This window comes from Rhizobium sp. BK377, from assembly GCF_014193935.1.
GTDB lineage: Bacteria > Pseudomonadota > Alphaproteobacteria > Rhizobiales > Rhizobiaceae > Rhizobium.
On record NZ_JACIAC010000004.1, the window covers coordinates 271,597 to 294,476 of the forward strand.

Below are 22,880 nucleotides of genomic sequence, written 5' to 3' on the forward strand. Positions count from 1 at the left end.
GAAGGTGGCTCATGCAGGCCAAGGACATTATGACGAGCAACGTCGTTTCGATCAGCCCGGAGGCAGGGATTCGTCACGCCGCCGCAGTGATGATGCAAAACAACATCAGCGGGCTGCCCGTGGTTGATGACGAGGGGCGGGTTTGCGGGATTCTGACCGAAGGCGATCTATTGCTGCGCCGGGAGATCCGGCTTGCGCCGCGTATTGCGCGCACTGCGGAAGTCACCTCCGATGTCGATCTGGACCGGTACATCCGCGGCAACGGCTGGTCCGTCAGAGATATCATGTCACGCGACGTTATCGTCGCTAGCCCGGACAGTGAGGTCTCCGATATTGCCGAGAGCCTTGAAATTCATCGCATCAAGCGTATTCCGATCGTCGATGCCGGACGGCTCGTAGGTGTTGTCAGCCGGCGCGATATTCTCGCTTTGATAACAGACGCGCCGACGCTCCGGTTGCCGCGTGAGGATGATGCGATCCTGCTCGCTGTTCGCACACGGCTCAAATACGATCTCGGCCTGACGCCGCAAAAGATCCGCGTTTCTGTACGCAATGGGCAGATCAAGCTCGAAGGGAATGTGGAAACCGATTTGCAGCGCCGGGCCGTCCTGGCGCTCGTTGAAAATCTCGGCTCAGGGGGCTGCCTTGATCGGTTGCAGCTTGTCGCCGGTTCAGATGCGGAAAAACGGTCGCAACCAGCTTGAGGTTAGAATCATCTTCCGGGCAGAGCTTGGGATGGGCCAAAGGTGATCTGTGGCTCTCTCAGCCGATTTTAGACGAAGGAGCTTTCGGTCAGCCGCCGGCGGCCAACGCCGCGTCGATTGCGGGACCAAGGCCGGCCGACAGGACCTTTTCGTCAAGGGGACCGATCTGCTTGAAGAGGATTCGGCCGTCGCGGCCGATGACGAAAGTCTCGGGCACGCCATAGACACCCCAATCGATGGCCTCCCTTCCGGTCTGATCGACGCCGACGGCAGCATAGGGATTTCCATTGTCGCGCAAGAAGGTCAGGGCGTTACTGCTGTCGTCCTTGTAATTGATGCCTATCAGCTCGATACGCGGGTCCTTGGACAGCCGCATGAGCGCAGCATGTTCCTGCCGGCAAGGGACGCACCAGGACGCGAATACGTTGACGATTGCGACCTTGCCTGAGAGCCCGCTGTTCTGAAGTCGGGGAGACTGCAAACCGGCGAGCGGCGGCAGATCGATTGCAGGATGTGTCTGACCGATCAGCACGGAGGGGAGGGTGGAGGGCGAATAACCCTCCATCGCCTCCCGATAAAGCATGCGCCCGGCGGCTCCGGCGATCGTAGCAAAGACGAACAGTGGCACAGCTGCCAAGAGATAACGGCGCACCTAGCGCGCCTCGTGACGAGCGCGAGACCTAGTCTGCGCCAACACCTCGACCTGGCGCCGATAGGTGCGGCCGCGAAACCAGGTCGTCACGCTGATGACGATTGCGACGGAGAATGCGACGGCATAGGCTGTCAGCACATAGTCCTGATGTGTCATTTCAATTCTCCCTTTGTGCTGCGGCCCGTGCGGCCAAGCGGCGATGCGATATGAGTTTGCGCCGCCAGATTTCGTTCCTGATCGAAGCAAGATGAAGGGTAAGAAACAGTGCTGCGAAAGCTAGCCCCATGGTTAAGAGGGGGCGAAGGAATTCAATGTCCAGAGCGGGGCCATTCAGCCTGAGCACGCTTGTCGGCTGATGCAGAGTGTTCCACCAATCGACCGAGAACTTGATGATCGGAATGTTGACGAAGCCCACCAGAATGAGGACCGCCGTGACGCGCGCGGCGCGCGTCGGCTCGTCGATCGCGCGATTGATCGCCAACAGGCCAAGATACATCAGGAAAAGCACGAACATCGAGGTCAGACGTGCGTCCCAAACCCACCAGGTTCCCCACATCGGCTTGCCCCAGATGGCGCCGGTGACGAGCGAAACGAAGGTAAAGGCGGCGCCGATTGGCACAGCAGCGCGCGCGGCGACGTCGGCAAGCGGATGGCGCCATACTAGGGAGCCGATGGCGTTTGCTGTCATCACCGTATAGCAGAACATTGCCATCCATGCCGCCGGGACATGGACATACATGATCCTGACGGTTTCACCCTGCTGGTAATCGCCATCGGAAACGAAACTCAGATACAGTCCGGCAGCGAAAATGAGGGCAGTGACTATCGAAAGCCCGGGCAAGGCCCGATCTGCCAGTTCCAGGAATCTGGCGGGCTGTGCAAGCCCGGTGATGTTGTCTTTGATGCGTCTGACGTAGGCCATGGCCCGCTTTAACCTCCAACGCCAACAGGTTAATTGACCCGGATCAAACTGCGACCATTGGTGCGGTTGTCGCCTCGTTCACTCTCCTACTATGACGCTCCGAGCCCGGGCTGCCGGTGCGGCAGACTTGCCGCGACGTTTTGCGGGACCTTCTGCCGCGGCAATGCTCCTGCGGAACTCATCGATAATTGATCGCGGTCAAAGACGATTGTCGCACAAGTGCCAAAAAGGAGGCATTCCAGTTCAGGAGACCGCCGCCTTGATGATTGCCGCGCACGACCGATCCGCTACTCCTCCCGCTGACGTGACTGCGGGCTCCAGGCCGCAGCCCGGGAAAAAGAAGCATGCCGTCTCCGGCCTCGTCCGGTTGCTGCCTTTGCTGCGGCCTCACCGGGGCGTGGTACTATTGGCAGTCACCTCGCTCTCGGCCGCGGCGGTGATCTCGCTTGCATTGCCGATGGCTGTCCGCCGCATGATCGACCATGGTTTCGGACAGTCCGACGGTGGGTTCATCAATAGCTATTTTCTGATGCTTCTCACGCTTGCGGTCGCACTCGCCGTCGCAAGCGCCTGCCGCTATTACTTCGTCACGACACTTGGTGAGCGCATCGTCAGCGATCTGCGTGTGAAGGCTTTCCGGAATGTGACGCGGCTGCCGGCCAGCTTTTTTGACGCCAACAAATCCGGCGACATCGCATCACGGCTGACGGCGGATGCCGCCCAAATCAAGTCCGCGCTCAGTCTCGCAGCATCGGTAGCCTTGCGTAATTCGCTGCTATGCTTGGGCGCGCTGGTGATGATGTTCGTCACGAGCCCCGGCCTTTCCGCCATCACATTGGGTGCCATTCCGCTCGTGGTCGCACCGCTCGTCCTTTTCGGCCGCTCGGTTCGCAAAAAATCGCGTGCAGCCCAGGACGCGCTTGCGACCGCATCTGCCTTCGCCAGCGAAATGATTGCCGGAAGCCGGACGGTGCAGGCCTTCAACGGAGAGGCGGCTGCCAGCAAGAGATATGCTGATGACGTCGAAATGTCCTATCGCAGCGCCGCTTTCGCCGCCCGCTCTCGCGCGTTCCTGACCGCTGTCGCCATTGCCTTGATTTTTGGAAGCGTCGTCGGGGTCCTTTGGATCGGCGCCCACAATCTGCTTTCCGGAACGCTGTCGGCCGGAAGCCTCAGTCAATTCCTCCTCTATTCCGTCATTGCCGCAGGATCGTTGGGTTCGCTCTCGGAGGTCTGGGGTGAACTGGCGCAGGCTGCGGGTTCTGCCGAACGGCTTTTCGAATTGCTCGATGAAGATGCCGGCGAGAGTGAACAGGCCTCCCGTGCTGCGCTCAGCCAACCCGCAAAAGGCGCGATCGAAATCCGAAACCTGCATTTCGCCTATCCGGGCACTCCGGACAGGCACGTTCTCACAGGTCTCTCGATGACTATCCGGCCCGGTGAGACAGTAGCGCTTGTGGGTGCTTCCGGCTCGGGAAAGAGCACGATCTTTTCGCTCCTGCTCGGTTTCTACAACGATTATGTCGGCGATATTTTGCTGGATGGCTGCGATGTGCGCACGACCGCCACCGCCGCGGTGCGAAGGGAAATCGCTATCGTACCGCAGGACGTGACCATATTTGCGACGAGTATCGCAGAGAATATCAGTCTCGGACGACCCGATGCATCGCAGGACGAGATCGTTGCTGCGGCCACGATGGCGAGGGCGCATGGTTTCATTTCCGAGCTGCCGGACGGCTATCGCACCGTGGTCGGCGAGCGTGGCCTGACGTTGTCCGGCGGACAGCGGCAAAGACTAGCAATCGCCCGCGCGGTCCTGAAGAACGCGCCGATCCTTCTGCTGGACGAGGCGACGGCATCCCTCGACGCAGAAAACGAAATGCTGGTGCAAAGGGGGCTCGACGAGCTGATGTGCAATCGCACGACGATCGTGATTGCGCACCGGCTTGCTACGGTCCTCAAGGCGGACCGAATTCTGGTGATCGATGGCGGCCGGGTCATCGAGGAGGGAACACATGCCGCGCTGATCCGCAAGGGCGGAGCATATTCCAAGCTTGCCGAACTGCAGTTCGATCTCTCGGGATCGGCAGCCTTGGAGCATGACGCGGCGTGAGAATTGTTCGCATCGATGGTCCTATCGCACCGGCTCTGTGGGCGAGATCAATCCTTCGCGTGCCGATCGTTACTGCCAGCTATCGAAGCCCGCTATGCGAATGATTGGAAGGGTTTCGCAACGCCTCCCACCGATTCGAAATCGAACATCTTCTGCGTTACCAACGCTGCGGCGCCGCGTGCCCAAGAATTGTCCTCCCAATCGGGAAGAATGGGCGGCGGCGTCCTGAAGGTTCGGCGCGCCAATGCTTCCTGAAGAGGCGTCAGGAAATGTTCGCCGAGTGAAACAGCTTCTCCGCCCGCGACAATAACTTCCGGATCGGTCACATTGACGAGATTGGCGAGAGCCGTTCCGATACCGCGGCCTGCATCTTCGACGATCCGCACAGCCGTCGGGTCCTCTGCAGCAAGCGCCTGGCGCAGCTCGGGCGCTCCCAGATATTCACTCCCGCCTGTCGCCTCGCGCCAGCGCCGCAACATCGATATCTCGGAATGGTAGGCCATCAGGCAGCCGCGCTTGCCGCATTCGCAGAGGCGGCCGTTCTCCTCGTAGAGCGTGTGTCCGAACTTGCCGGCTGCGCCGTTGGCGCCACGATATAGCTTGCCTTCGATGACGAGGGCGCAGCTTATGCCGACGCCGACTGCCAGCACGGCCATGTTGCGATGCTGGCGGCCGAGGCCGAACAATTGCTGTGCGATGGCGTAGGCATTGGTATCGTCCTCGAGCCAGACGGGAACATTCGCACGATTGGCGAGAAGGGATGCCAGCGGGACGTTGTCCCATTTGAAGCGATGGCTTCTGATGCACATCGTTTGCTCATGGTTGATAACGCCCGGCATCGATATGCCGATGCCTGTAAGCTTGGCGTGCGTGCGCCCGGCAAGCCCGACGAGTCTGGGCACCGTTGCGGCCAACAGATCTGCGACATCATCCGGCGCCCGGCTGGGCATCGGAATCCTGATGGCGGCGAGGGGGCTCGTCGCGAGGTCCGTCGCGACGCATTCCACTGTGTCTGACATGAGCTTGAAACCGATCGCCAGCCCGTGCCCATAGTTGATTTCTACCGGGATTGGCCGACGGCCGGTGAAGCTTGAAACCGCCTCACCCTCTGTGACGATACCCTCCTCCACGAGGTCACCGACGACGAAGGTGACGGCGGCGGGACTGAGCTGGGTGATCGTTGCCAATTCGGCACGGCTCTTCGGTCCTTCCTGCCTCAGCAGGTTCAGGATCAGACGCCGGTTCATGGCCCTGGCAGTCGTCTGGTCACCTTTGAGCTTCACGATCGAGTTCCTTTATTTTGTAAATAAACTATTGCGACGCTTCCTAATCTATGCATAAGTTTGCCTCGTCGATCAACTCGGAATGAAGGGATCGGCGCGTTGAATGCCCGGCGCCACCGTTGTGGAGGACGACCGTCGGGACGTGTTGATCTGCTCAACTGGGAGGAATTCAATGGCATTTTCCAGGCATTTTTCGTCGACCACGCGCCGAAGCTTTCTGAAGGGCGCAGGCATGGCAACTGCGGCCGCGGTTGCAGGCGGCTTGCCGATCCCGGCAATCGCCCAGGCTCAGGAAGTCAATGTGATTTCCTCAGAGAATAATGGCAAAGCGCTCGAAGCGCTGAAGAAGATCGCCGAGGACTTCGGCAAGCAGGCCGGTACGAAGGTTGTCATCAATAATATGGATCACGAGGCCCACAAGACGGCGATCCGCAATTATCTGACGGCAGGCGCACCGGATGTCTGCTTCTGGTTCTCGGGCAACCGCATGCGGGCTTTCGTCAAGCGAGGCCTGTTCGACGACATCTCGGATCTGTTCGAAAAGGAGAAATACAAGGACGTTCTCGGCGCAAGTACCGGCGCCGTCACCGTCGACAACAAGCAATACGGTCTGCCCACCGGCGGCACTCTCTGGGGCATGTTCTACCGCAAGGATGTCTTCGATCAGAACGGTCTGACCGCGCCGACGACGGCGGACGAATTTTCGGCCTATTGCGACAAGGCAAAGGCGGCGGGACTGACGCCGGTCGCCATAGGCACGAAGGAGCTCTGGCCGGCAGCCGGCTGGTTCGATCAGATGAACCTTCGAATCAACGGCCTCGACAAGCATATGGCGTTGATGGACGGGCAGATGAGCTATCTCGACCCGGCCCTGACGCCGGTCTTCGATCAGTGGGAAGCCATGATCAAGAAGGAGGTCTTCACCCCGAACCACACGTCGTTCGGCTGGCAGGAGGCGGCAGCCCTGCTTGCTCAGAAGAAGGCCGGAATGATGAACCTCGGTGCCTTCCTGCGCTCCGCCTTCACGGAGGCGGACCTGCCGCAACTGACTTTCGCACCGTTCCCGATCCTCGATGCCAATGTTCCCCGGTTCGAGGAATTCTCGCTGAACTCAGTCCATATTCCGGCGAACGGCAAGAACAAGCAGGGTGCGCGCGAATTCCTCGCCTACTTCTACAAGCCGGAAAATCTCGCGACCTATCTGGAGCCGGGCGGCAACGTGCCGCCGCGCAGCGACCTGCCGCCGAGCAAGGATCCGCTGGTCAATGCCGCGGTCGAGTCCTTGAAACAGGTCAAGGGAACCTCGCAATATTACGACCGCGACAGCGACCCGGATATGGCGCAGGCGGGTCTGGTGGGCTTCCAGGAGTTCATGGCCAAGCCCGACCGTCGCCAAGCGATCCTGCAGCGCCTCGAAGGCACTCGCAAGCGTATCTACAAAATCTAGTTCTCCTCCCGGCGACCGGGGAGCGGAACCGTGGTTCCGCTCCTTCTATCTTCCATGAGGTTCTGGACAATGTTGATGTTATGGCGCCGCCAGCGTTGGTGGCTCACCCCGACTTTGCTTATCGCTCCGGCCATCATCCTGTTCTTCACGGTCATCCTGCTGTCGGCCGTCCGAAGCCTATGGATCAGTCTCCACGACTGGGACGGAATGGGGCCGATGACATGGATCGGTTTCGGCAACTATGTCGAACTCTACAACGATCCGCAGTTTTACACGTCGCTGAAGAACAATCTGATCTGGCTGGTGATGTTCATGGCCGCACCGCCGCTCGGACTGGCGATTGCCCTTCTCGTCAATCAGAAGATCGGCGGCATGCGCTTTTTAAAGTCGCTGTTCTTCATTCCGCTCGTGCTCGCCTCTGTGACCGTCGGCGTAGTCTTCACCTGGGTCTATACACCGGAGTTCGGACTTCTTGCGCTCGTCTTCAAGGCGTTTGGCGCGACGGCACCTGCCATGCTGTCGGACGAACATTTCGTCACTTTCGCAATCGTCATCGCAGCTCTCTGGCCGCAGATCACCTTCTGCATGGTGCTCTATCTTGCCGGTCTCAATAATTTGAGCGAGGAGCTTATCGGCGCCGGGCGCGTCGATGGCGCGAAGGGATGGAACATGCTCTGGCACATCGTTCTTCCGCAACTGACGCAGGTCACGTTCATTGCGATTGCCGTGACAGTCGTCGGCGCCCTTCGGTCATTCGACATGGTATCGGTGATGACGCGCGGCGGTCCTTTCGGCTCGTCATCGGTGCTCGCCTACCAGATGTTCGAGGAGTCCATCTTCTCTTATCGCTTCGGATATGGCGCGGCGATCGCATCGGTCCTGTTCGTGATCATGGCAATCTTCATCGTCTGGTACCTCTCGCGGATCATCCGCACCGAAGAAAGGGGCGGCTGATGTATCCTCGCCCAATTCCCGAGACGGCCGTCTGGCATCGCCGCTTTTATTTTCTGGCCGTGCTCGCCGTCCTTCTCCTGTGGCTCTGCCCGCTCTTTGCCATCATCCTGACCTCGTTTCGGTCGACCGCGGATGTAATGGGCGGCAACCTATGGGGATGGCCGACCGAGTTCGGCCTTGTCGACAACTACACCGCCGTCTTCACTCAGACGCCGATGGCGCAGTACTTCCTGAACAGTCTGACGATCACGATACCCTCGGTGATCGGCGTCCTGGTCCTGAGCACGCTCTCCGGCTTCGTTCTCTCGCGATACCGGTTTCCGGGAAACATGCTGATCTTCGCACTCTTCGTCGGCGGCAACTTCCTACCCCACCAAATCATGATGATCCCGGTGCGCGACCTGATGGTGCGGCTCGATCTCATCGATACAACAACGGCGCTGATCATTTTCCACGTCGCATTCCAGACCGGCTTTGCGACGCTCTTCATGCGCAACTTCATTGCCGCTCTGCCCGACGAACTGTTTCAGGCAGCAAGGGCGGAGGGAGCCTCGCCATTCCAGACACTCATTCATGTCGCGGTCCCCCTTGTCCGGCCGGCACTGGCGGCACTCGCCATTCTCCTCTTCACCTTCATCTGGAACGACTACTTCTGGGCAGTCGTCCTGACGGTGAGCGATTCTGTCAAACCGGTGACCGCCGGCCTTGCCAACCTGCGCGGTGAATGGGTCTCGGCCTGGAACCTCATCTCGGCCGGAACGATCGTCGTCGCCGTCCCGCCGGTGGTGATGTTCTTCCTGATGCAGCGGCACTTCATCGCCGGCCTGACAATGGGAGCGGTCAAAGGATGAACGCCCTCAGGTATCCCGAAATCAGATCTTCATAAGCAGAGAGCCAGGAAGCATGACCAGCCTCGAACTGCGACAGATAAACAAGAACTACGGCGCCTATCACGCCCTCAGAGGGATCGATCTTTCGGTGGAAGAGGGCGAGTTCATCGTCATGGTCGGTCCGTCCGGCTGCGGCAAGTCGACACTGCTTAAGACGATCGCCGGTCTTGAAGGCATCACCTCGGGTCAGATCCTCATCAAGGGACGCGATGTCAGCCGTGAGGAGCCCGGCGACCGCGGCATCGCGATGGTCTTCCAGTCCTATGCCCTCTATCCGCACATGACCGTTGCCGAAAACATGGGCTTCGGCCTTCGCATGGCGAAAAGACCGAAGGCGGAGATCGATGCGGCGGTTACACGCGCGGCCAGAATTCTGCGGATTACCGATCAGCTCGAGAAACGGCCGAAGCAACTGTCGGGCGGCCAGCGCCAGCGTGTGGCGATCGGCCGCGCGATCACGCGCTCGCCGGATGTCTTCCTGTTCGACGAACCGTTGTCGAACCTGGATGCGGCACTGCGCACGCAAATGCGGGTCGAACTGTCCAGCCTGCATTCCGAACTCGGTGCGACCATGGTTTACGTGACCCACGACCAGGTCGAAGCCATGACCATGGCGAGCCGCATCGTGGTCTTGAATCAGGGCGTTATCGAACAGGTCGGATCGCCGCTCGAACTCTATCGCAATCCCGACAACCTGTTCGTGGCGGGATTCCTCGGCGCTCCGAGAATGAATTTCCTGTCCGTCACGGTCGATGAGGTCTCGGGTCACCAGGTCAGGGTTTCCGCGCCGGGACTGGCGCCGACGACGGTCGAAGTCTTAGATCCCGCGACGCTCCGGAAGGGTACGAACCTTACGCTCGGCGTGCGGCCGGAGAACATCTCCGTGGTTGCGGATGAAGCAGAGAGCGGCGCAGTGCACGGTGTCGTCCGCCTGGTCGAGCATCTTGGCCGTGAAACGATCCTCTATGTCGACGACGGCGATCTCAGGACCGTCGCATCGGAAAGCGGAACCGGAAACATAACGATCCAGCTCAGCTACGTCGCTCCATTCAAGGCCGACCAGCCCGTGACGCTCAAGCTCGACACCGCCGAACTCTATCTCTTCGCGCCTGACGGGGGCCGCACGATCAGCACCCACAAGGCAATCATCGACAAATAGGTATCAGGATAGACGCCCGTGTCTGAAAACAAGTCAGCAAAAATCTCTGCCTGGAATCCGGTCAAGACCGACCGCTTTCTCGTTGGCGCTCCGCATTATCCCGAACATGTCGACGAAAGCTATTGGGAGCGCGATGCCGAGCGTATGGCCAAAGCCGGCTTCAATGTCGTCAGGATGGCGGAATTTGCCTGGCACATTCTCGAACCTGAGCTCGGCCGTTTCGATTTCGACCTGTTCGACAGGGCGATCGCCGTCCTCGGTAAGCACGGTATCGACACGATCATGTGCACGCCGACGGCCACTCCGCCGCGCTGGCTGACCGTCGCGCATCCCGAGATCCTGCGGGTGGATGGCAAGGGCCGGCCGATGAGCCACGGGTCACGCCAGCACTGCGACACCGCAAGTCCGCTGTTTCGCGAGCATAGCCGGCGCATCACGAAGGCGATGGCAGAGCACTATCGTGACAATTCGCGCGTCGTCGGCTGGCAGACCGACAACGAACTCAACACCAGCATGCCGGAGAGTTTTTCAAAGGCGACGCTTAGCGAGTTTCAGGTCTTTCTCGCCGAGAAATACGGTGCAATCGACAAGCTCAACCATGCCTGGGGAGGGGATTTCTGGGCAACCGCTTATCAGAGCTTCGACCAGGTGGTGCTGCCGATCGATTTCGGGCCGACCTTCCCGAGTCCCGGCCATGTGCAGGACTATCATCGTTTCCTGGCCTTCTCGACGGCGCGCTTCCAGCACGACCAGGTCGAGATCCTGCGTGCCGTCAATCCATCATGGTTCGTCTTCCACAATCTGGGCGGGCTGCGCGATATCGACTTTCGCGGACAGTTCACGACCGACCTCGATTTCGTCGGTTACGACATCTATCCGATGCTCTACGACGAGTTCCAGCGCATCGGCAATCACGCCAAGGTGCAGGCGCTCCATCTCGACATCTGCAGGGGCTTTTCCGGCAACTATATCGTGCCCGAACAGCAATCGAGTTTCGGCAGCCAGCCGGGCTTCTGCACCTTGACGCCGGAGCCCGGAGAGATGCGTCGCATGGCGATGTCCTCCGTTGCGCGCGGCGCCGACGGGCTGATGTTCTTCCGTTGGCGGCCCGCCCATTTCGGCGCCGAAATCTACTGGATGGGGATCATCGATCATGACGACGTCCCGCGCCATCGCTATGACGAAGCGAAGCGCTTCGCCACCGAGATGACGGCGCTGCAGGATAAGATTCTTGGCACTTATGTGCGCATGGACGTCGGTATTGCCGGATCGGATTTCGACAATCAGGAGGCTCACAAGACCTATCCGATCGGCCTGCCGAGCCCTCAAGACGATGCCGTCCTGCTGCATCAGTATTGCTACGATCGAGGCATTGCCTGCGGGTTCATTCATCCTGAAGACGATCTCTCGAAGCTGAAACTCCTCTACGTGCCGCACTGGGTCATGTGGAAAGACGAATGGACGGAGCGACTGAAGTCGTTCGCCGAAGAGGGCGGCACGGTGGTGTTCGGCGCGCGGACGGGGACGCGCGACGAGAACAATCACGTCATCAGGGAGACCGCGCCGGGAACGGCGCTTTCGAAGCTGACGGGGGTCAGGGTGGAGGATTTCGGTCGGCTTGCGGCACCTGGCGCCAAAGGCCTCTTCGAGGTCATGGAGCGATCAGGGGGACTGGTGGTGCCGCCGAACAGGCCGGCTGAATCCCACCGGCGCGAACGCCGCTTTAAGATCGGTAATCGTGAGCTGACGGCTTGGCACTTCTACGAGAACCTGAGCGTCGACGATGACGTCGAGGTGATCGCCACCTGGTCCAACCGCTACGCCGAGGGAAGGCCGATGGCGACATCCAGAAAGGTCGGCAAGGGCCGCGTCGTCTATCTCGGCACCTATCTGACGCCGGATCTGACAGAGGCCTTGTCGGAACGTCTGTTCGGCGATGCCCGGATCGAACCGCTCATCGCCGACTTGCCCGAGGGTGTCGAGGTGACGATGCGCATGAACGAGGATCGTCGCCTTCTCTTCATCCAGAACTACTTGGACAAGCCAGCCAGGATCTCTCATGTTCCGGCCGGCATCAATCTCTTGGATGCGGGCAAAGAGGTGGACGGCGCGCTTGCGCTCGAAGGTTATGGCTGCGCCGTGGTGCAACTCTCCTGAAACATGTTGCGGCCGGAAACGCCGACGCTCCGGCAGGTTAGAAATGAGATGATCGAATAAGCATGGAACTCGCTGGGGCATCCTTAGCCCTGGCGGGATCATTTGCGACTTTTTGTGTCCGTGTTACTCAATCAAGAACGGGTCGGGTGGAGGCAATCGCCGCCCTCGACCTGGATCCGCGTGTGATTGCTACACCCAGTTCTCAGTCCTGACTCCGGGCATGCGAACGAACTCACGCATGTTGTTGGTGACGACGATCAGCCCTTCGGCACGGGCATGACCACCAATTTGCATGTCATGGGGGCCGCAAGGAGTGCCGGCCCGCTCCAGATCTGCCCGGACCTGTCCATAGTGCAAGGCCGCCTTTTCTCCGAACGGGAGGACTTCCAAGCGCGCCGTGAAATGTTCAATAGCTGTCAAATTTTCAATGCGACGAGCGGATTTCTCCGCGCCGTAGTACAGTTCAGCGAGCGTGATTGAGGATATGCAAAGCTGCTCGGCAAGCAGGTTGAATTTCTCCCGGAGCTCCAGCGGATAGTTCTTCATTACATAGATGCAGATATTGGTGTCGAGCATGTAAGCGAGCATCAGAACGGCTCGCGCTCTTCGGTCTTTGGCTGCTCGCGCTCGTTCATGAAATCCTCGCTCACACGTGGGCCTGTGAGGAATAGATCGTCCCAACGCTTGCCTTGGGGCACTATTACGCGGCTGCGGCCGATTTTGATAATATCGACCTGATGCACATCTTCCGGAAAGGCGACAGCCTTCGGAAGCCGGACGGCCTGGCTGCGATTGCTTGTAAACACTGTAGATCTCGTCATGTCAGCCTCCTGTATATCCGATTGGGATATACGTAATACGCGAGTTTAATAGTTGCAAGTCGATGCCGAGTTCAGAACGCCGCACAGCGGTGGTATTCCGGCCGTTCGACTGTGAGCCAGGTTGACAGAATCGCACTTCTCAATGAGAACGTAAAGCGAACAAATGGGAAGGTGAGCATTTATGATACGTTTCGCGCCGAAGATCCAGCAGAACGCTGCCGCAGCAATCAAAAAGCCGAGCGGCAACACGCGACCCGGCATCGGGCTATCGGACACTTCAGTCGCTGCCGCCGAGAATGAGGCCGGCAAGATGGAGGGGCTGGCTGCCACGGCGGTATCGGGATCTGTCGGGCCTGCCGCTAAACTCCTAGAGTTGTCAGGGGAGTTACCTTCGAAAGGCAGAAAAACAGGTTCCAGAAAGCGCAAGGAGGTCGCGCGCCCGGAGCAACTCGATGTCGGCAACCGCGGCCACGAAGGTGTTGGCGATTTGCTGCTCGACCTTTGACATAGGCTTCGAGTACTGGTGCCAATGCTTTTCTTGCGCTTATGATTTCTTTTTGGATTCTAAGGGGTCATGTCACTTTCGCCGGATGACCCGAGATCAATTCCAACTTGAAAAGCAGCTCATCGGTAGTCTGGCACCGACGGATAAGCCCATCAACATCGTGCAGCCGATCCATCGGTCACCGTCGCAGCTGGTCGATGTTTTCGGGCCGAATTTGCCCGGCAAGCAGGGCCGATGGAAACCTGGCTTGCCGCCGTCATTTATCGCCAATCACGTCGTCGAAGCAGACGAAGTCGGGTGGGTCACCGCTGTCCTGTCACTTGTAACTAGTTCAGCACTGGTTCGCCCGCGGTGATGCGTTGTCCGCCCTCGTCGAACAGGTGAACGGCATCATGGAGCGGAGCGATCCTGAGCACATCGCCGGGGGCTGCTCTGATCCGTTCCCGGAAGACGCAGCTGATCGTCTGGGTGCCAAGACGGGCAATCACCAATGTCTCGGATCCCGTCGGCTCGACAACGACTGTTGTCACCTCGATTCCATCTCGATCGAGCATCATGTGCTCAGGGCGAATGCCATAAGTAACCGCGCCGGATGGGCGTCGTTCGCTCGGTAGAATAAGGCCGTCTGTGGTCCGGAAACCCTCATTCGTCATGCTTCCCTCGATGAAATTCATGGCGGGAGAGCCGATGAAGCCGGCGACGAAGAGGTTATTTGGCCGGTCGTAGAGTTCGAGCGGCGAGCCCGACTGTTCGATCACGCCGTCCTTCATCACGACAATCTTGTCTGCCATTGTCATTGCCTCGATTTGGTCGTGCGTGACATAGATTGTCGTCGTTTTCAGCCGCTGATGCAGCTCCTTGATCTCGGAGCGCATCTGGACGCGCAGTTTGGCATCGAGGTTCGACAGCGGCTCGTCGAAGAGGAAGACGGCAGGATCCCGGACGATGGCGCGGCCCATCGCAACACGCTGCCGCTGGCCGCCCGACAATTGCTTCGGATAGCGCTGCAGAAGCGCCTCGAGGCCGAGGATCTTGGCGGCATTGCCGACGCGCTGATCGATCTCCGTCTTCGGCATGCGCTTCAGCCGCAACGAGAAGCCCATGTTTTTGGCGACCGTCATATGCGGATAAAGCGCATAGTTCTGGAACACCATCGCGATATCGCGGTCTTTTGGCGCCAGTTCGTTGACAATATGCTTGCCGATCTGAATCTCGCCCGAGCTGATGTCTTCCAGACCAGCGATCATTCTGAGCAGGGTGGATTTGCCGCAACCTGAGGGGCCGACAAGGACCACGAACTCCCCGTCGCGGATATCGACCGACACACCTTTGATGGCTTTGAATGCGCCATAATCCTTGCGCGCATTGTTCACTCTAACATGAGCCATTTCCGTCCTCCCCGGTCGCTGTCAAAGCGTGTTCAAGACATTTCTGAGATAGGCGAGGCCAAGACGTTCACCCTCCTTTCGGGCATCGAGATCCTTGCCCGGCCATCCGTAGGCGGCGTCCTCGTGCTCGATCGAAAGTGTGCCGTCGAAGCCATTGGTCCGCGCCTGGCGCAGGAAACGCTGCCAGTCGAGAAGGCCCTGGCCCGGCAGTTTGTACTGCCACCAGCCCTTGCCGTGATAGCCGACGGACTGCTGCATGGCGGCATCAATCGCGGTATCCTTGGCGTGGAGAATGGCGATGCGATCCTTGACCGCGTCCATCGCGGCATAGGGGTCGACGCCGATGCGGATGAGGTGCGATGGGTCGAATTCGAGACCGAAGCGCCGGTCGGGTATCCGCTTGAAGAGCTCCTGCCATCCCTTCGGCGTGGTTCCGATGAAGTTGTCCTTCGGGCCTGGCCAGTTTTCGATCGCAAAGACGAGACCGCTTGAGGTCGTCCTTTCGATCAGCCGGTTGGCGAATTCGGCAAAATCCTCATAGTTGGCTTCGTCGTCGCAATTGTCGTCGCGTCCGGGAAAGATCACGAAGATCGGAACGCCCGCTTCGCCGATCGCTTCGGCAAATTCCTCCGTGCGGGCACGAAGATCATTGCGCTTGCTGCGATCAGCGTCGAGCTGATTGCCGAAATAGGTGATCGAGGAGACGAAGAGGTTACGCTCCCGGGCAAGTGCTACGGCAGCCCCCACTCTGTCCGGGGTCTTGATATGGCCGCCGACATCGATTTCGATCGCATCGAAACCGGCCGACGCCGCAAAATCCGCCACTTCCTCGAGCGGCCGGTCGTTGAATGTCGACGTATAAAAACCAATCCTCATCAAGATCCTCCCAGCGGTCTTGCCGGCTGATTCAATTGTTCAGGCGGTCCATGAATTTGAGGGGCGAACGAGTGCGTTGAACGGCGTTGGCTGAAGCGAGCATCAAGGCTGCGGCCATCGGCATCGCTGCCGCACCGAGCGCCGAGGCATCCTCACCGATCGAGGCGCGATGCAGCGTGGGCAGAGTAGCGTCTCCGGCCGTCAAATGTTCGTGAACGTAGCGGAGCAACTCGTCGATCATGCGGATCGGCAGGCGCCCACCGATGATGATGGCGTCAGGATCGACGATCATGCCGATATGCTTGACCGCTATAGCCAAATGCGCGCTCATTTCCTTCAGCCACTTTGAAACGAGTGCCCTGCCGTGCGCGTCGAGTGAAAGAAGGTCCTGGGGCACGCTTGCGCGAATGCCATGTTCCGCCAGAAATTTATAAAGGAAGAACAGCGTTACCACCTCGCCGAGAAGATCGACCTTCTGTGCTGTCTTGTCCCGGTGGTTGGCAATCGGCAGCCAGCCGATTTCGCCGCTAAGTGCCATGGCGCCGCGATGGCCATTGCCATCGAGCACGAGGCCCCCGCCCAGGCAGGCATTGATCGCGATATAGAAAAAGCTGCGGCTTTCCGCCCCGAGGCCGTAGTCAAGCTCGGCAAGCGCTGCGGCATTGGTCTCATTTTCGATGAAGACCGGATGCTGCGTCAGGTTTTCGAGCGCAGCGCGTACGTCGAATGCCGTCCATTCGGAATAGTCGTCCGGCATGCCAAGAAAAGGGATTTCTCCAAGCCAATCCGGCATCGCAAGGCCGATCCCGGCCAGATGCGCGTCGTCGACCAGGCGGCTTCGGTGGAAATGCGATATGGCATCGGCCGTCAGCTGCATGAACTCGGCCGGACGCACATAGCGTTTCTCGTGGTGTACGCGTGCGCGCACGTTGCCGACGGCATCGACGGCCAGGATCGTAAGGTGGTCGCGATCCATGTCGATGCCGATCGCGAAAAACGCGTCGGGATTTATTTCGAGCTCGATTGCCGGCTGCCCCCTCAGCCCGTGCCGCCGGCGAGCCTCTATGATCAGGCCCTCATCGAGCAGGCGGTCGACGATCCGGGCGATTGCCGGCTTGGTGAAGCCGGTCTGCCTGGCAATCTCGGCGCGTGAAATTGGCGCCTGCCTATGGATGCAGCGTATCACCACGGCTCTGTTGTGCTCGCCCGCATCCTCGACGTTGGCCCCCGTCAGGTCGGGAGAAAATCTGGCGCCGGTCGCCTGGTTCATGCTCGGAATCTCCTATCAGCCACAGACACGCAACCCGGCTCTATCCCTTCACAGCGCCACTGGTCATGGCGCCGAGGATCAGCCTCTGGAGCGACAGGAAGGCCACGATCGCCGGAACGACGGAAATCAGGCAGGCGGCCGCAAGCAGCTGGATGGACGAGTCGGTCTGCATGCCACGGAAGTTAAAGATTCCGACACCGATCGGCATCAGGTCATTTTTAGTGAGCAGCAGGAAAGGCACTAGGAATTGCGACCAGCCGGCAATCACCGTGATGATGAAGACGGAGGCAATGCCCGGCGCCGACAAGGGCAGAATGATGCGCCAGAAGACCGAGAAGCGGTTGCAGCCATCGATCATCGCGGCTTCGTCGAGGCTACGCGGAATGCCGTCGACGGTGCTCTTCAACAGCCAGGTCGCAAGGGGGACGCCGAGCGCGATGTAGACCATGACGACGGCAAAATGCGTGTCGAGCAGGCCGAGACGGTTCATGTAGCGATAGAGCGGCACCATGATGACGAGCGGCGAGATCATCTGGAAAAGCAGGAGCCCCATCATCGACAGGCCCTTGCCGCGGAACTGGAAGCGAGAGAATGCGTAAGCGGCAGGCAAGGCAACGATCAGCACGCCGAACCCGCTCAAGGCCGCAAGCTTCAGGCCGTTCCAGAGATAAATTGGAAAATAGCTGTTGTTGAGAACGGTGATGAAATTCTGGATTGTGGGATTGTCGGGGATATAACGCGCCGCGCCGCGATAGACCTCACGCTTGTCACGCAGCGCCATCGACAGGAGATAGGTGAGGGGGCCGGCAAAGAAGACGAACATCACCAGCATGAAGAGATAACTCATGGCATCGCCGAGCGGTGTTCCTGTGCGTCTGCTCATTGCTCTTCCTCCTTCGGCAGGAACGACGCGTAGACGAAGGCCAGGCCGAGGCTGATGATCAGCATCAGCACCGAAAGCACGCTGCCGCCGGAAAGATCGTAGTTTCGGAAGACGATGTTGAAGACGTAGAGGGAGATCACCTCGGTCGCGCGTCCCGGTCCGCCGCCTGTCAGCGTGATGATCGCATCGAAGGTGTTGACCGTCTGGATGGTGATCAGGATCATGTTGACGAGAATTGCGGCGCGCAGCTGCGGCAGCGTCACGAAGAAGAACTGCTGCGAGGCGCTGGCGCCGTCGACCTCGGCGGCTTCGTAGAGCGAGGGATCGATCGATTTCAGCGCCGCATACATCACGACCATCGAAAAGGCCGTGCCGCGCCAGATGTTTGAGATCAGTGTCGACCAGGGCGCCATCGCCGGATCGGAAAGCCAGGCCACTGTCGGCATGTGCATCAGCCTCAAAATGCTGTTCAGTGCGCCATAAGGCGCTTCGGAAAACAGCATCTGCCAGATGATACCGCCGGCAATGCCCGGCACGACCCAGGCGACCAGCGCCGTCGTTCTGAGAATCGTGGTGCCGAACAGGCCGCGCTTTTCGCCGCGGATGACGGTGACAGCGACCGCGAGACCGAGAATCTGCTGGCCGATGACACTGCCGCCGACGAAGATCAGCGTCGCCCAGAGAATGTCGGGCAGTTGCGGCGAACTGAGTGCATTGGCGATCGAACCCAGAGTATAGTCCTGGTTTTCGCCGATCAGTGTCGCATTGGTGAAGGAAAGCCGGAAAACGTCGATGACGGGATAAAGGTAGAATATGCCGATGACGACGATCACGGGCATGATCCAGGGCAGGGGCGCACCGGCGAACCGGCGCATGAACGTTCTGCTTTGAGGCGGGGTGTCAGCCTCGATGGCAATAGGGCTCATTGGCTTCTCTGTCCGGGTTTGACACTGTCGACAGCGCCTCGAAGGCAGGCGCCGCCGTAATCTGAAGCGTCAGAACTGCGGGCGGTCAGAGACGCTTGTAGGCCTCCATCGCCGCGCTGAATGCGGCATCCAGGGCTTCTTCCGGTTTCTTCGTTCCCGAGAGCACATCGCCCATCATGATCTGGATCTGGTTCGAGATCTCGGGATAGATCGGTACGCCGGGACGCGCCTGGCCGTTAACCAGCGCATTGGCGAAGGTCTTGTTGGCTTCCGTCGAGAAGACCTCATACTTGTCGAAGAGCGATTTCCGCGTTGGCAGCTGCTGCTGCAGCGCGTTGGCCGGCCCCATATAGACCTCGCGGGCGAGATTGGCGCACATTTCCACCTTGTCCTTGTCCTTGCTGAAGGATGCGACCGTCCATCCGCCGGTGCCTGTGGAGCGTTGATCGGCGGTCGGGCCGGGGATCGGCGAGAAGGTCCAGTTCTTGAATTCCTCTTCGTCGAGGGTCGCCTTCAGCTGCGCATATTGCCAGTTGCCGCCGACGAAGAGCGCCGTCGTCGCCGCTGCCGCCGCCGCGTTCATGTCGTCATAATTGGCGATGGTGGTGACGCGCTTGGGGGCCGCACCGGAATCGACGAGATCCTTGAAGTAGTTCAGCGCCTTTAGGAATTTCTCCTTGTTCTCGCCTTCGCCGAAGACCGGCTTGCCAGAGTCGTCGACGAGCTTGCCGCCGAGCGCCCAATAGTTTGCCAGCCAGTCAAAGGTGGTGCCTTCCCAGCGCCCGCCGTTGAAGAGGACGCCTTCCATGCCTTCCTTGGTGGAGGCAAGTGCGGCCTTCTTCAGGTCGTCCCAGGTCTGCGGCGCATCGGCGACGATGGACTTGTTGCGGTAGAGCACGCGAAGGTCCGTATCCCACCACCAGGCGCGGATCGTCTGATCCTTGTCGGTGATGCCGCTGCGGATGAAGGGGAAAAGATCGTCGACTTCTTCCTTGGAGAAATAGGGCGTGAAATCCGCCAGCACCTTATTGACCATAAACTGCGAGAGCACGAAGGAGTCGACGGCAGCGCAATCCGGCGCGTTCCCGGCCTTGGCCTGCTCCAGCATCTTGGCCTGTTCCGTGCCGATGTCGGAGGACATGAACTGCATCTGCAATTTCCAGTCCGGATGCTTCTTGATGAAGTCGACAAAGAGTTTCTGGTAACCCTCTGCGATATTGGGGTCGGAATTGTTCGGGCTGTCGTTGGTGAGCCGGACGACAAGGGTTTTTGGCGCATCTGCAGCGCCGATCCTGTCCTTTGTCGCAAGCTCCTGGGCAAATGCGGCAGGCACTGAAAATAACATTGTGCTCAGCGCTAACGCGCTGACGAACGCTCTCTTCATGATGGGTCTCCTCCCCATTTTAAACGGATACAGCCTGGTGGTCGGTTGACCTCTCCTCATTTCCATGCTGCATTAATTAGATTAAGTTACTTTGATTTGATGTCAAGCCGCAGCATTGGGAGGATTGAGATGCCGGCGACATTCAACACAAGTTAGCGGACCGCAGCCGCACTTCCAGATCATAAAAAACCGACCACTCCGCCATCAGCGATGGCGTGGAGAGGTTTTGCCTCGGCTATGTGAGGATAGCCGAACCTGACATCTATGGAGGATCAGATGCGCTTACTCATTCTCGGCACGGGTGGCATGGCCAACCAGCATGCGGCGAATTTCAAGGCGATTGAAGGCGTCAGCGTCGTGGGCGGCGTCGATGTCGTGCCGGAGCGGCTGGCGGCCTTTTGCTCGGAGCACGGTATTCCAAACCATTTCAGTTCGCTGGAGGAAGCTATCGCCTGGGGCGAGTTCGATGCCGTTGCCAATGTCACGCCCGACCGCGTTCATCACCCAACGACGCTTCAGGCGATAGCGGCAGGCAAGCATGTCTTTTGCGAAAAGCCGCTGGCGACAGACGCCATAAAGGCGATGGAAATGACCGAGGCCGTCGAGAAGGCCGGGAAGGTCGGTATGGTCAACTTCACTTACCGCAATTCGCCTGCGCTGCAGAAGGGTCGGCAGATGGTGCTTGCCGGCGAGATCGGAGAGGTACGGCACGTCGAGGCATCGCACCTGCAGAGCTGGCTCGTCGGCCGCCATTGGGGTGACTGGAAAACCGAAAGCAAATGGCTGTGGCGGCTTAGTAAAAAGCATGGATCGAATGGCGCGCTCGGCGATATCGGCATCCACATCGTGGATTTCGCGTCCTACGGTTCAGGGCTTGATGTCGCCCACGTTTTCGCGCGGCTGAAAACCTTCAACAAGGCACCAGGCCACAAGATCGGCGAATATGATCTCGATGCGAATGACAGTTTCACGATGAATGTCGACTTCACGACGGGTGCGATCGGCACCATTCAGGCGACGCGAACCGCCGCCGGCCAGATGGATCAGCTGCGTCTGAGAGTCTATGGCGAGACCGGTTCGATCGAAATGATCTACGATACTGGAAAGTCGACACTTCGCGCCTGCCTTGGTGAAGACGTTCATACCGCCACATGGCGCGATATTCCCTTCGACGCGGTCGAGACCAACTACCAGCGCTTCGTCCAGGCGGTGAGGGCAGGCAAGACGCAGGAACCATCGTTCCGCAGGGCGGCGAATATCCAGAAGGTGCTCGACAAGGCGCTTGCTTCCGATATCAGCCATAAAGACGAGGCGCTTGGCTGAGCTGACGCGGGCCGTTTAGGCAGATACCGGCGGCAGCAGGGTGTTGAGGAAGGGCAGCAACGCCGCCCCCAGCGCCACGCCGCCGCCGCTGAAGCTTGCCGGCTTCATCGGCGAAATCCACGGCGTCAGGAAGGGACGCTTGGATGTGTCGCGCCGTTCGACGGAGAGCTGGTGGATCAGCGCCTCGATCACGCTTCGCGGCAGGTCGCCGCCGATCATGATGACACCAGGCGCGATAAAGCCGGCCATAGCTATAATGGGGTCGAGCAGGTGGCTTGCGGCATCGCGGATCCACTGCGTCAATTGAGGGGAAGAGGACTTATCGCCAGCGATGAGGCGCTCGAACTCGTCATCGCCGACCAGAGCGCGCAGCGCGCCGAAACCGACCACCGTGTTAAGCCGTACATTGTCGGGGCCTGTCAGCATCTCACCGATGCTGCCTGCGCGTCCGTGGACGCCTGAATAAGGGATGCCGCGAACGAGGAAGCCGGCTTGTACATCTTCATCGATGATGATCATCGCCAGTCCGCCTTCGGGGGCAGGCGCGCCGATAGTACGCTCGGCAAGCAGGCTTGCGGTGCACTCGTTTTCCACGTGACTGACGGGAAGCGCGGATGCAGCCTCAAGCTTATCGCTTTCCTGCGCGGTCCAGTCGTTTGAGCCGATCCCCAGGCCGATGATCGGCATGCCCGCGTGCTTCCTTGTCATCGTCTGGACCACTGAAAGGACCGAGGGCGCTCTCGCTGCCGGATTGAGGGGAAAGTACTGGCGATCATGGACCTGGCCGCTGAGGTCGATGAGCACGGCTTCGCCCCTGCTATGGCGGACCTTGACGCCGATCGAAAATGCGCCGTCGGGGCGTAATGCGAATTCGGTGGCGGTTGCACCGCTGCCCGCTCCGTTGCGCCGGTGCGATGTCACCAGGCCCCCGTCACTAAGGCGGCGCAAGATATTGGTAATGCCCGGCCCCGTAAGCCCGGAATGCTGTCCGAGTTCCATGCGGGTCAGCGGGCCGTGCCGGCGAATCGCCTCCAGGATGACGCGGATATTTCTGTCGGCGATTTCTCCCGACCTCAGACCGATTGTTTTACCCCGCGTAACGGCCGTTTCCTCTGTCTGACGTCGCCGCGGCCCGGATCGAAGATACCGCATGACCGTGTTTCCTAAGCACCTGAATGCTTGTGTATCACAGGTAACGAGAAAACAGACCACAAGCCTTTGAT

The 22,880-nt window shown here is 59.5% G+C and carries 22 protein-coding genes; 9 read left to right on the forward strand and 13 right to left on the reverse strand.

Annotated features, from left to right (window positions below; all coding sequences use genetic code 11):
* Positions 1–11 precede the first annotated feature (11 nt).
* The gene (locus FHT92_RS18480) at positions 12–704 is read left to right on the forward strand and encodes a CBS domain-containing protein (RefSeq protein ID WP_183747968.1); all 693 of its coding nucleotides are present in this window, start codon (positions 12–14) and stop codon (positions 702–704) included.
* An 88-nt stretch (positions 705–792) separates the two neighbouring features.
* Here FHT92_RS18480 and FHT92_RS18485 read toward each other — a convergent pair whose 3' ends face one another.
* The 3 genes from FHT92_RS18485 to FHT92_RS18495 are packed head-to-tail and all read right to left on the reverse strand — an operon-like array spanning position 793 to position 2,278.
* Positions 793–1,356 (reverse strand): DsbE family thiol:disulfide interchange protein, encoded by a 564-nt coding sequence (locus tag FHT92_RS18485; protein WP_183828068.1) that lies wholly within the window; start codon positions 1,354–1,356, stop codon positions 793–795.
* Positions 1,357–1,512: a heme exporter protein CcmD gene (locus tag FHT92_RS18490; RefSeq protein ID WP_183747974.1), complete on the reverse strand. Its 156-nt coding sequence runs from the start codon at positions 1,510–1,512 to the stop codon at positions 1,357–1,359.
* 1 nt (position 1,513) lies between these two features.
* Positions 1,514–2,278 carry a heme ABC transporter permease gene (locus FHT92_RS18495; protein ID WP_183747976.1) on the reverse strand — a complete coding sequence of 255 codons (765 nt, stop codon included), beginning with the start codon at positions 2,276–2,278 and terminating at the stop codon, positions 1,514–1,516.
* 262 nt (positions 2,279–2,540) lie between these two features.
* Between FHT92_RS18495 and FHT92_RS18500 the strand changes: the two genes are divergently transcribed.
* The gene (locus FHT92_RS18500) at positions 2,541–4,391 is read left to right on the forward strand and encodes an ABC transporter transmembrane domain-containing protein (protein ID WP_183828509.1); all 1,851 of its coding nucleotides are present in this window, start codon (positions 2,541–2,543) and stop codon (positions 4,389–4,391) included.
* Positions 4,392–4,483: 92 nt separating this feature from the next.
* Here the strand turns inward: FHT92_RS18500 and FHT92_RS18505 are convergent, their stop codons facing one another.
* Complete coding sequence (locus FHT92_RS18505; RefSeq protein ID WP_183828071.1) at positions 4,484–5,674, reverse strand: ROK family transcriptional regulator; 1,191 nt, start codon at positions 5,672–5,674, stop codon at positions 4,484–4,486.
* A 172-nt stretch (positions 5,675–5,846) separates the two neighbouring features.
* Between FHT92_RS18505 and FHT92_RS18510 the strand changes: the two genes are divergently transcribed.
* The 5 genes from FHT92_RS18510 to FHT92_RS18530 all read left to right on the forward strand — a co-directional run bounded on the left by FHT92_RS18510 (position 5,847) and on the right by FHT92_RS18530 (position 12,281).
* Positions 5,847–7,121, forward strand: coding sequence for an ABC transporter substrate-binding protein (locus FHT92_RS18510; RefSeq protein ID WP_183828074.1), 1,275 nt, complete (start codon positions 5,847–5,849; stop codon positions 7,119–7,121).
* 69 nt (positions 7,122–7,190) lie between these two features.
* Positions 7,191–8,075, forward strand: coding sequence for a carbohydrate ABC transporter permease (locus FHT92_RS18515; RefSeq protein WP_183828076.1), 885 nt, complete (start codon positions 7,191–7,193; stop codon positions 8,073–8,075).
* Positions 8,075–8,926, forward strand: a complete 852-nt coding sequence (locus tag FHT92_RS18520; protein ID WP_183747987.1) for a carbohydrate ABC transporter permease — start codon at positions 8,075–8,077, stop codon at positions 8,924–8,926. Before FHT92_RS18515 ends, FHT92_RS18520 begins: the two co-directional genes overlap by 1 nt.
* Before the next feature lie 52 nt (positions 8,927–8,978).
* Positions 8,979–10,124, forward strand: coding sequence for an ABC transporter ATP-binding protein (locus FHT92_RS18525; protein ID WP_183747990.1), 1,146 nt, complete (start codon positions 8,979–8,981; stop codon positions 10,122–10,124).
* Between the two features lie 18 nt (positions 10,125–10,142).
* Positions 10,143–12,281: a beta-galactosidase gene (locus FHT92_RS18530; protein WP_183828078.1), complete on the forward strand. Its 2,139-nt coding sequence runs from the start codon at positions 10,143–10,145 to the stop codon at positions 12,279–12,281.
* 189 nt (positions 12,282–12,470) lie between these two features.
* Here FHT92_RS18530 and vapC read toward each other — a convergent pair whose 3' ends face one another.
* Both vapC and vapB read right to left on the reverse strand, forming a co-directional pair.
* Positions 12,471–12,869 (reverse strand): type II toxin-antitoxin system tRNA(fMet)-specific endonuclease VapC, encoded by a 399-nt coding sequence (gene vapC / locus FHT92_RS18535; protein ID WP_183747996.1) that lies wholly within the window; start codon positions 12,867–12,869, stop codon positions 12,471–12,473.
* A complete protein-coding gene (gene vapB, locus FHT92_RS18540; RefSeq protein WP_183747999.1) occupies positions 12,869–13,102 on the reverse strand; it encodes a type II toxin-antitoxin system VapB family antitoxin in 234 nt (77 codons plus the stop codon). The genes vapC and vapB overlap by 1 nt, the downstream gene beginning before the upstream one ends.
* A 181-nt stretch (positions 13,103–13,283) precedes the next feature.
* Here vapB and FHT92_RS18545 point away from each other — a divergent pair, with 181 nt between their 5' ends.
* Positions 13,284–13,607, forward strand: coding sequence for a hypothetical protein (locus FHT92_RS18545; protein WP_183748002.1), 324 nt, complete (start codon positions 13,284–13,286; stop codon positions 13,605–13,607).
* 326 nt (positions 13,608–13,933) lie between these two features.
* Here FHT92_RS18545 and FHT92_RS18550 read toward each other — a convergent pair whose 3' ends face one another.
* The 6 genes from FHT92_RS18550 to FHT92_RS18575 all read right to left on the reverse strand — a co-directional run bounded on the left by FHT92_RS18550 (position 13,934) and on the right by FHT92_RS18575 (position 20,334).
* Positions 13,934–14,995 carry an ABC transporter ATP-binding protein gene (locus FHT92_RS18550; protein WP_183748005.1) on the reverse strand — a complete coding sequence of 354 codons (1,062 nt, stop codon included), beginning with the start codon at positions 14,993–14,995 and terminating at the stop codon, positions 13,934–13,936.
* 21 nt (positions 14,996–15,016) lie between these two features.
* Positions 15,017–15,871 (reverse strand): sugar phosphate isomerase/epimerase family protein, encoded by an 855-nt coding sequence (locus FHT92_RS18555; RefSeq protein WP_183748008.1) that lies wholly within the window; start codon positions 15,869–15,871, stop codon positions 15,017–15,019.
* A gap of 31 nt (positions 15,872–15,902) precedes the next feature.
* Complete coding sequence (locus tag FHT92_RS18560) at positions 15,903–17,141, reverse strand: ROK family transcriptional regulator (RefSeq protein WP_183828079.1); 1,239 nt, start codon at positions 17,139–17,141, stop codon at positions 15,903–15,905.
* 40 nt (positions 17,142–17,181) lie between these two features.
* Positions 17,182–18,024 (reverse strand): carbohydrate ABC transporter permease, encoded by an 843-nt coding sequence (locus FHT92_RS18565; protein ID WP_183828081.1) that lies wholly within the window; start codon positions 18,022–18,024, stop codon positions 17,182–17,184.
* Positions 18,021–18,950 (reverse strand): carbohydrate ABC transporter permease, encoded by a 930-nt coding sequence (locus tag FHT92_RS18570; protein WP_183828083.1) that lies wholly within the window; start codon positions 18,948–18,950, stop codon positions 18,021–18,023. The genes FHT92_RS18565 and FHT92_RS18570 overlap by 4 nt, the downstream gene beginning before the upstream one ends.
* Positions 18,951–19,035: 85 nt before the next feature.
* Entirely contained in the window at positions 19,036–20,334 is a 1,299-nt protein-coding gene (locus FHT92_RS18575; RefSeq protein ID WP_183828085.1) for an ABC transporter substrate-binding protein, read from the reverse strand.
* A gap of 276 nt (positions 20,335–20,610) precedes the next feature.
* On the opposite strand from FHT92_RS18575, the gene FHT92_RS18580 reads away from it, so the two are divergent.
* On the forward strand, positions 20,611–21,657 hold the full coding sequence (locus tag FHT92_RS18580) for a Gfo/Idh/MocA family protein (RefSeq protein WP_183828087.1): 1,047 nt from the start codon (positions 20,611–20,613) through the stop codon (positions 21,655–21,657).
* A 15-nt stretch (positions 21,658–21,672) separates the two neighbouring features.
* Here FHT92_RS18580 and FHT92_RS18585 read toward each other — a convergent pair whose 3' ends face one another.
* A complete protein-coding gene (locus FHT92_RS18585; protein ID WP_183828090.1) occupies positions 21,673–22,809 on the reverse strand; it encodes an ROK family transcriptional regulator in 1,137 nt (378 codons plus the stop codon).
* Positions 22,810–22,880: the final 71 nt, after the last annotated feature.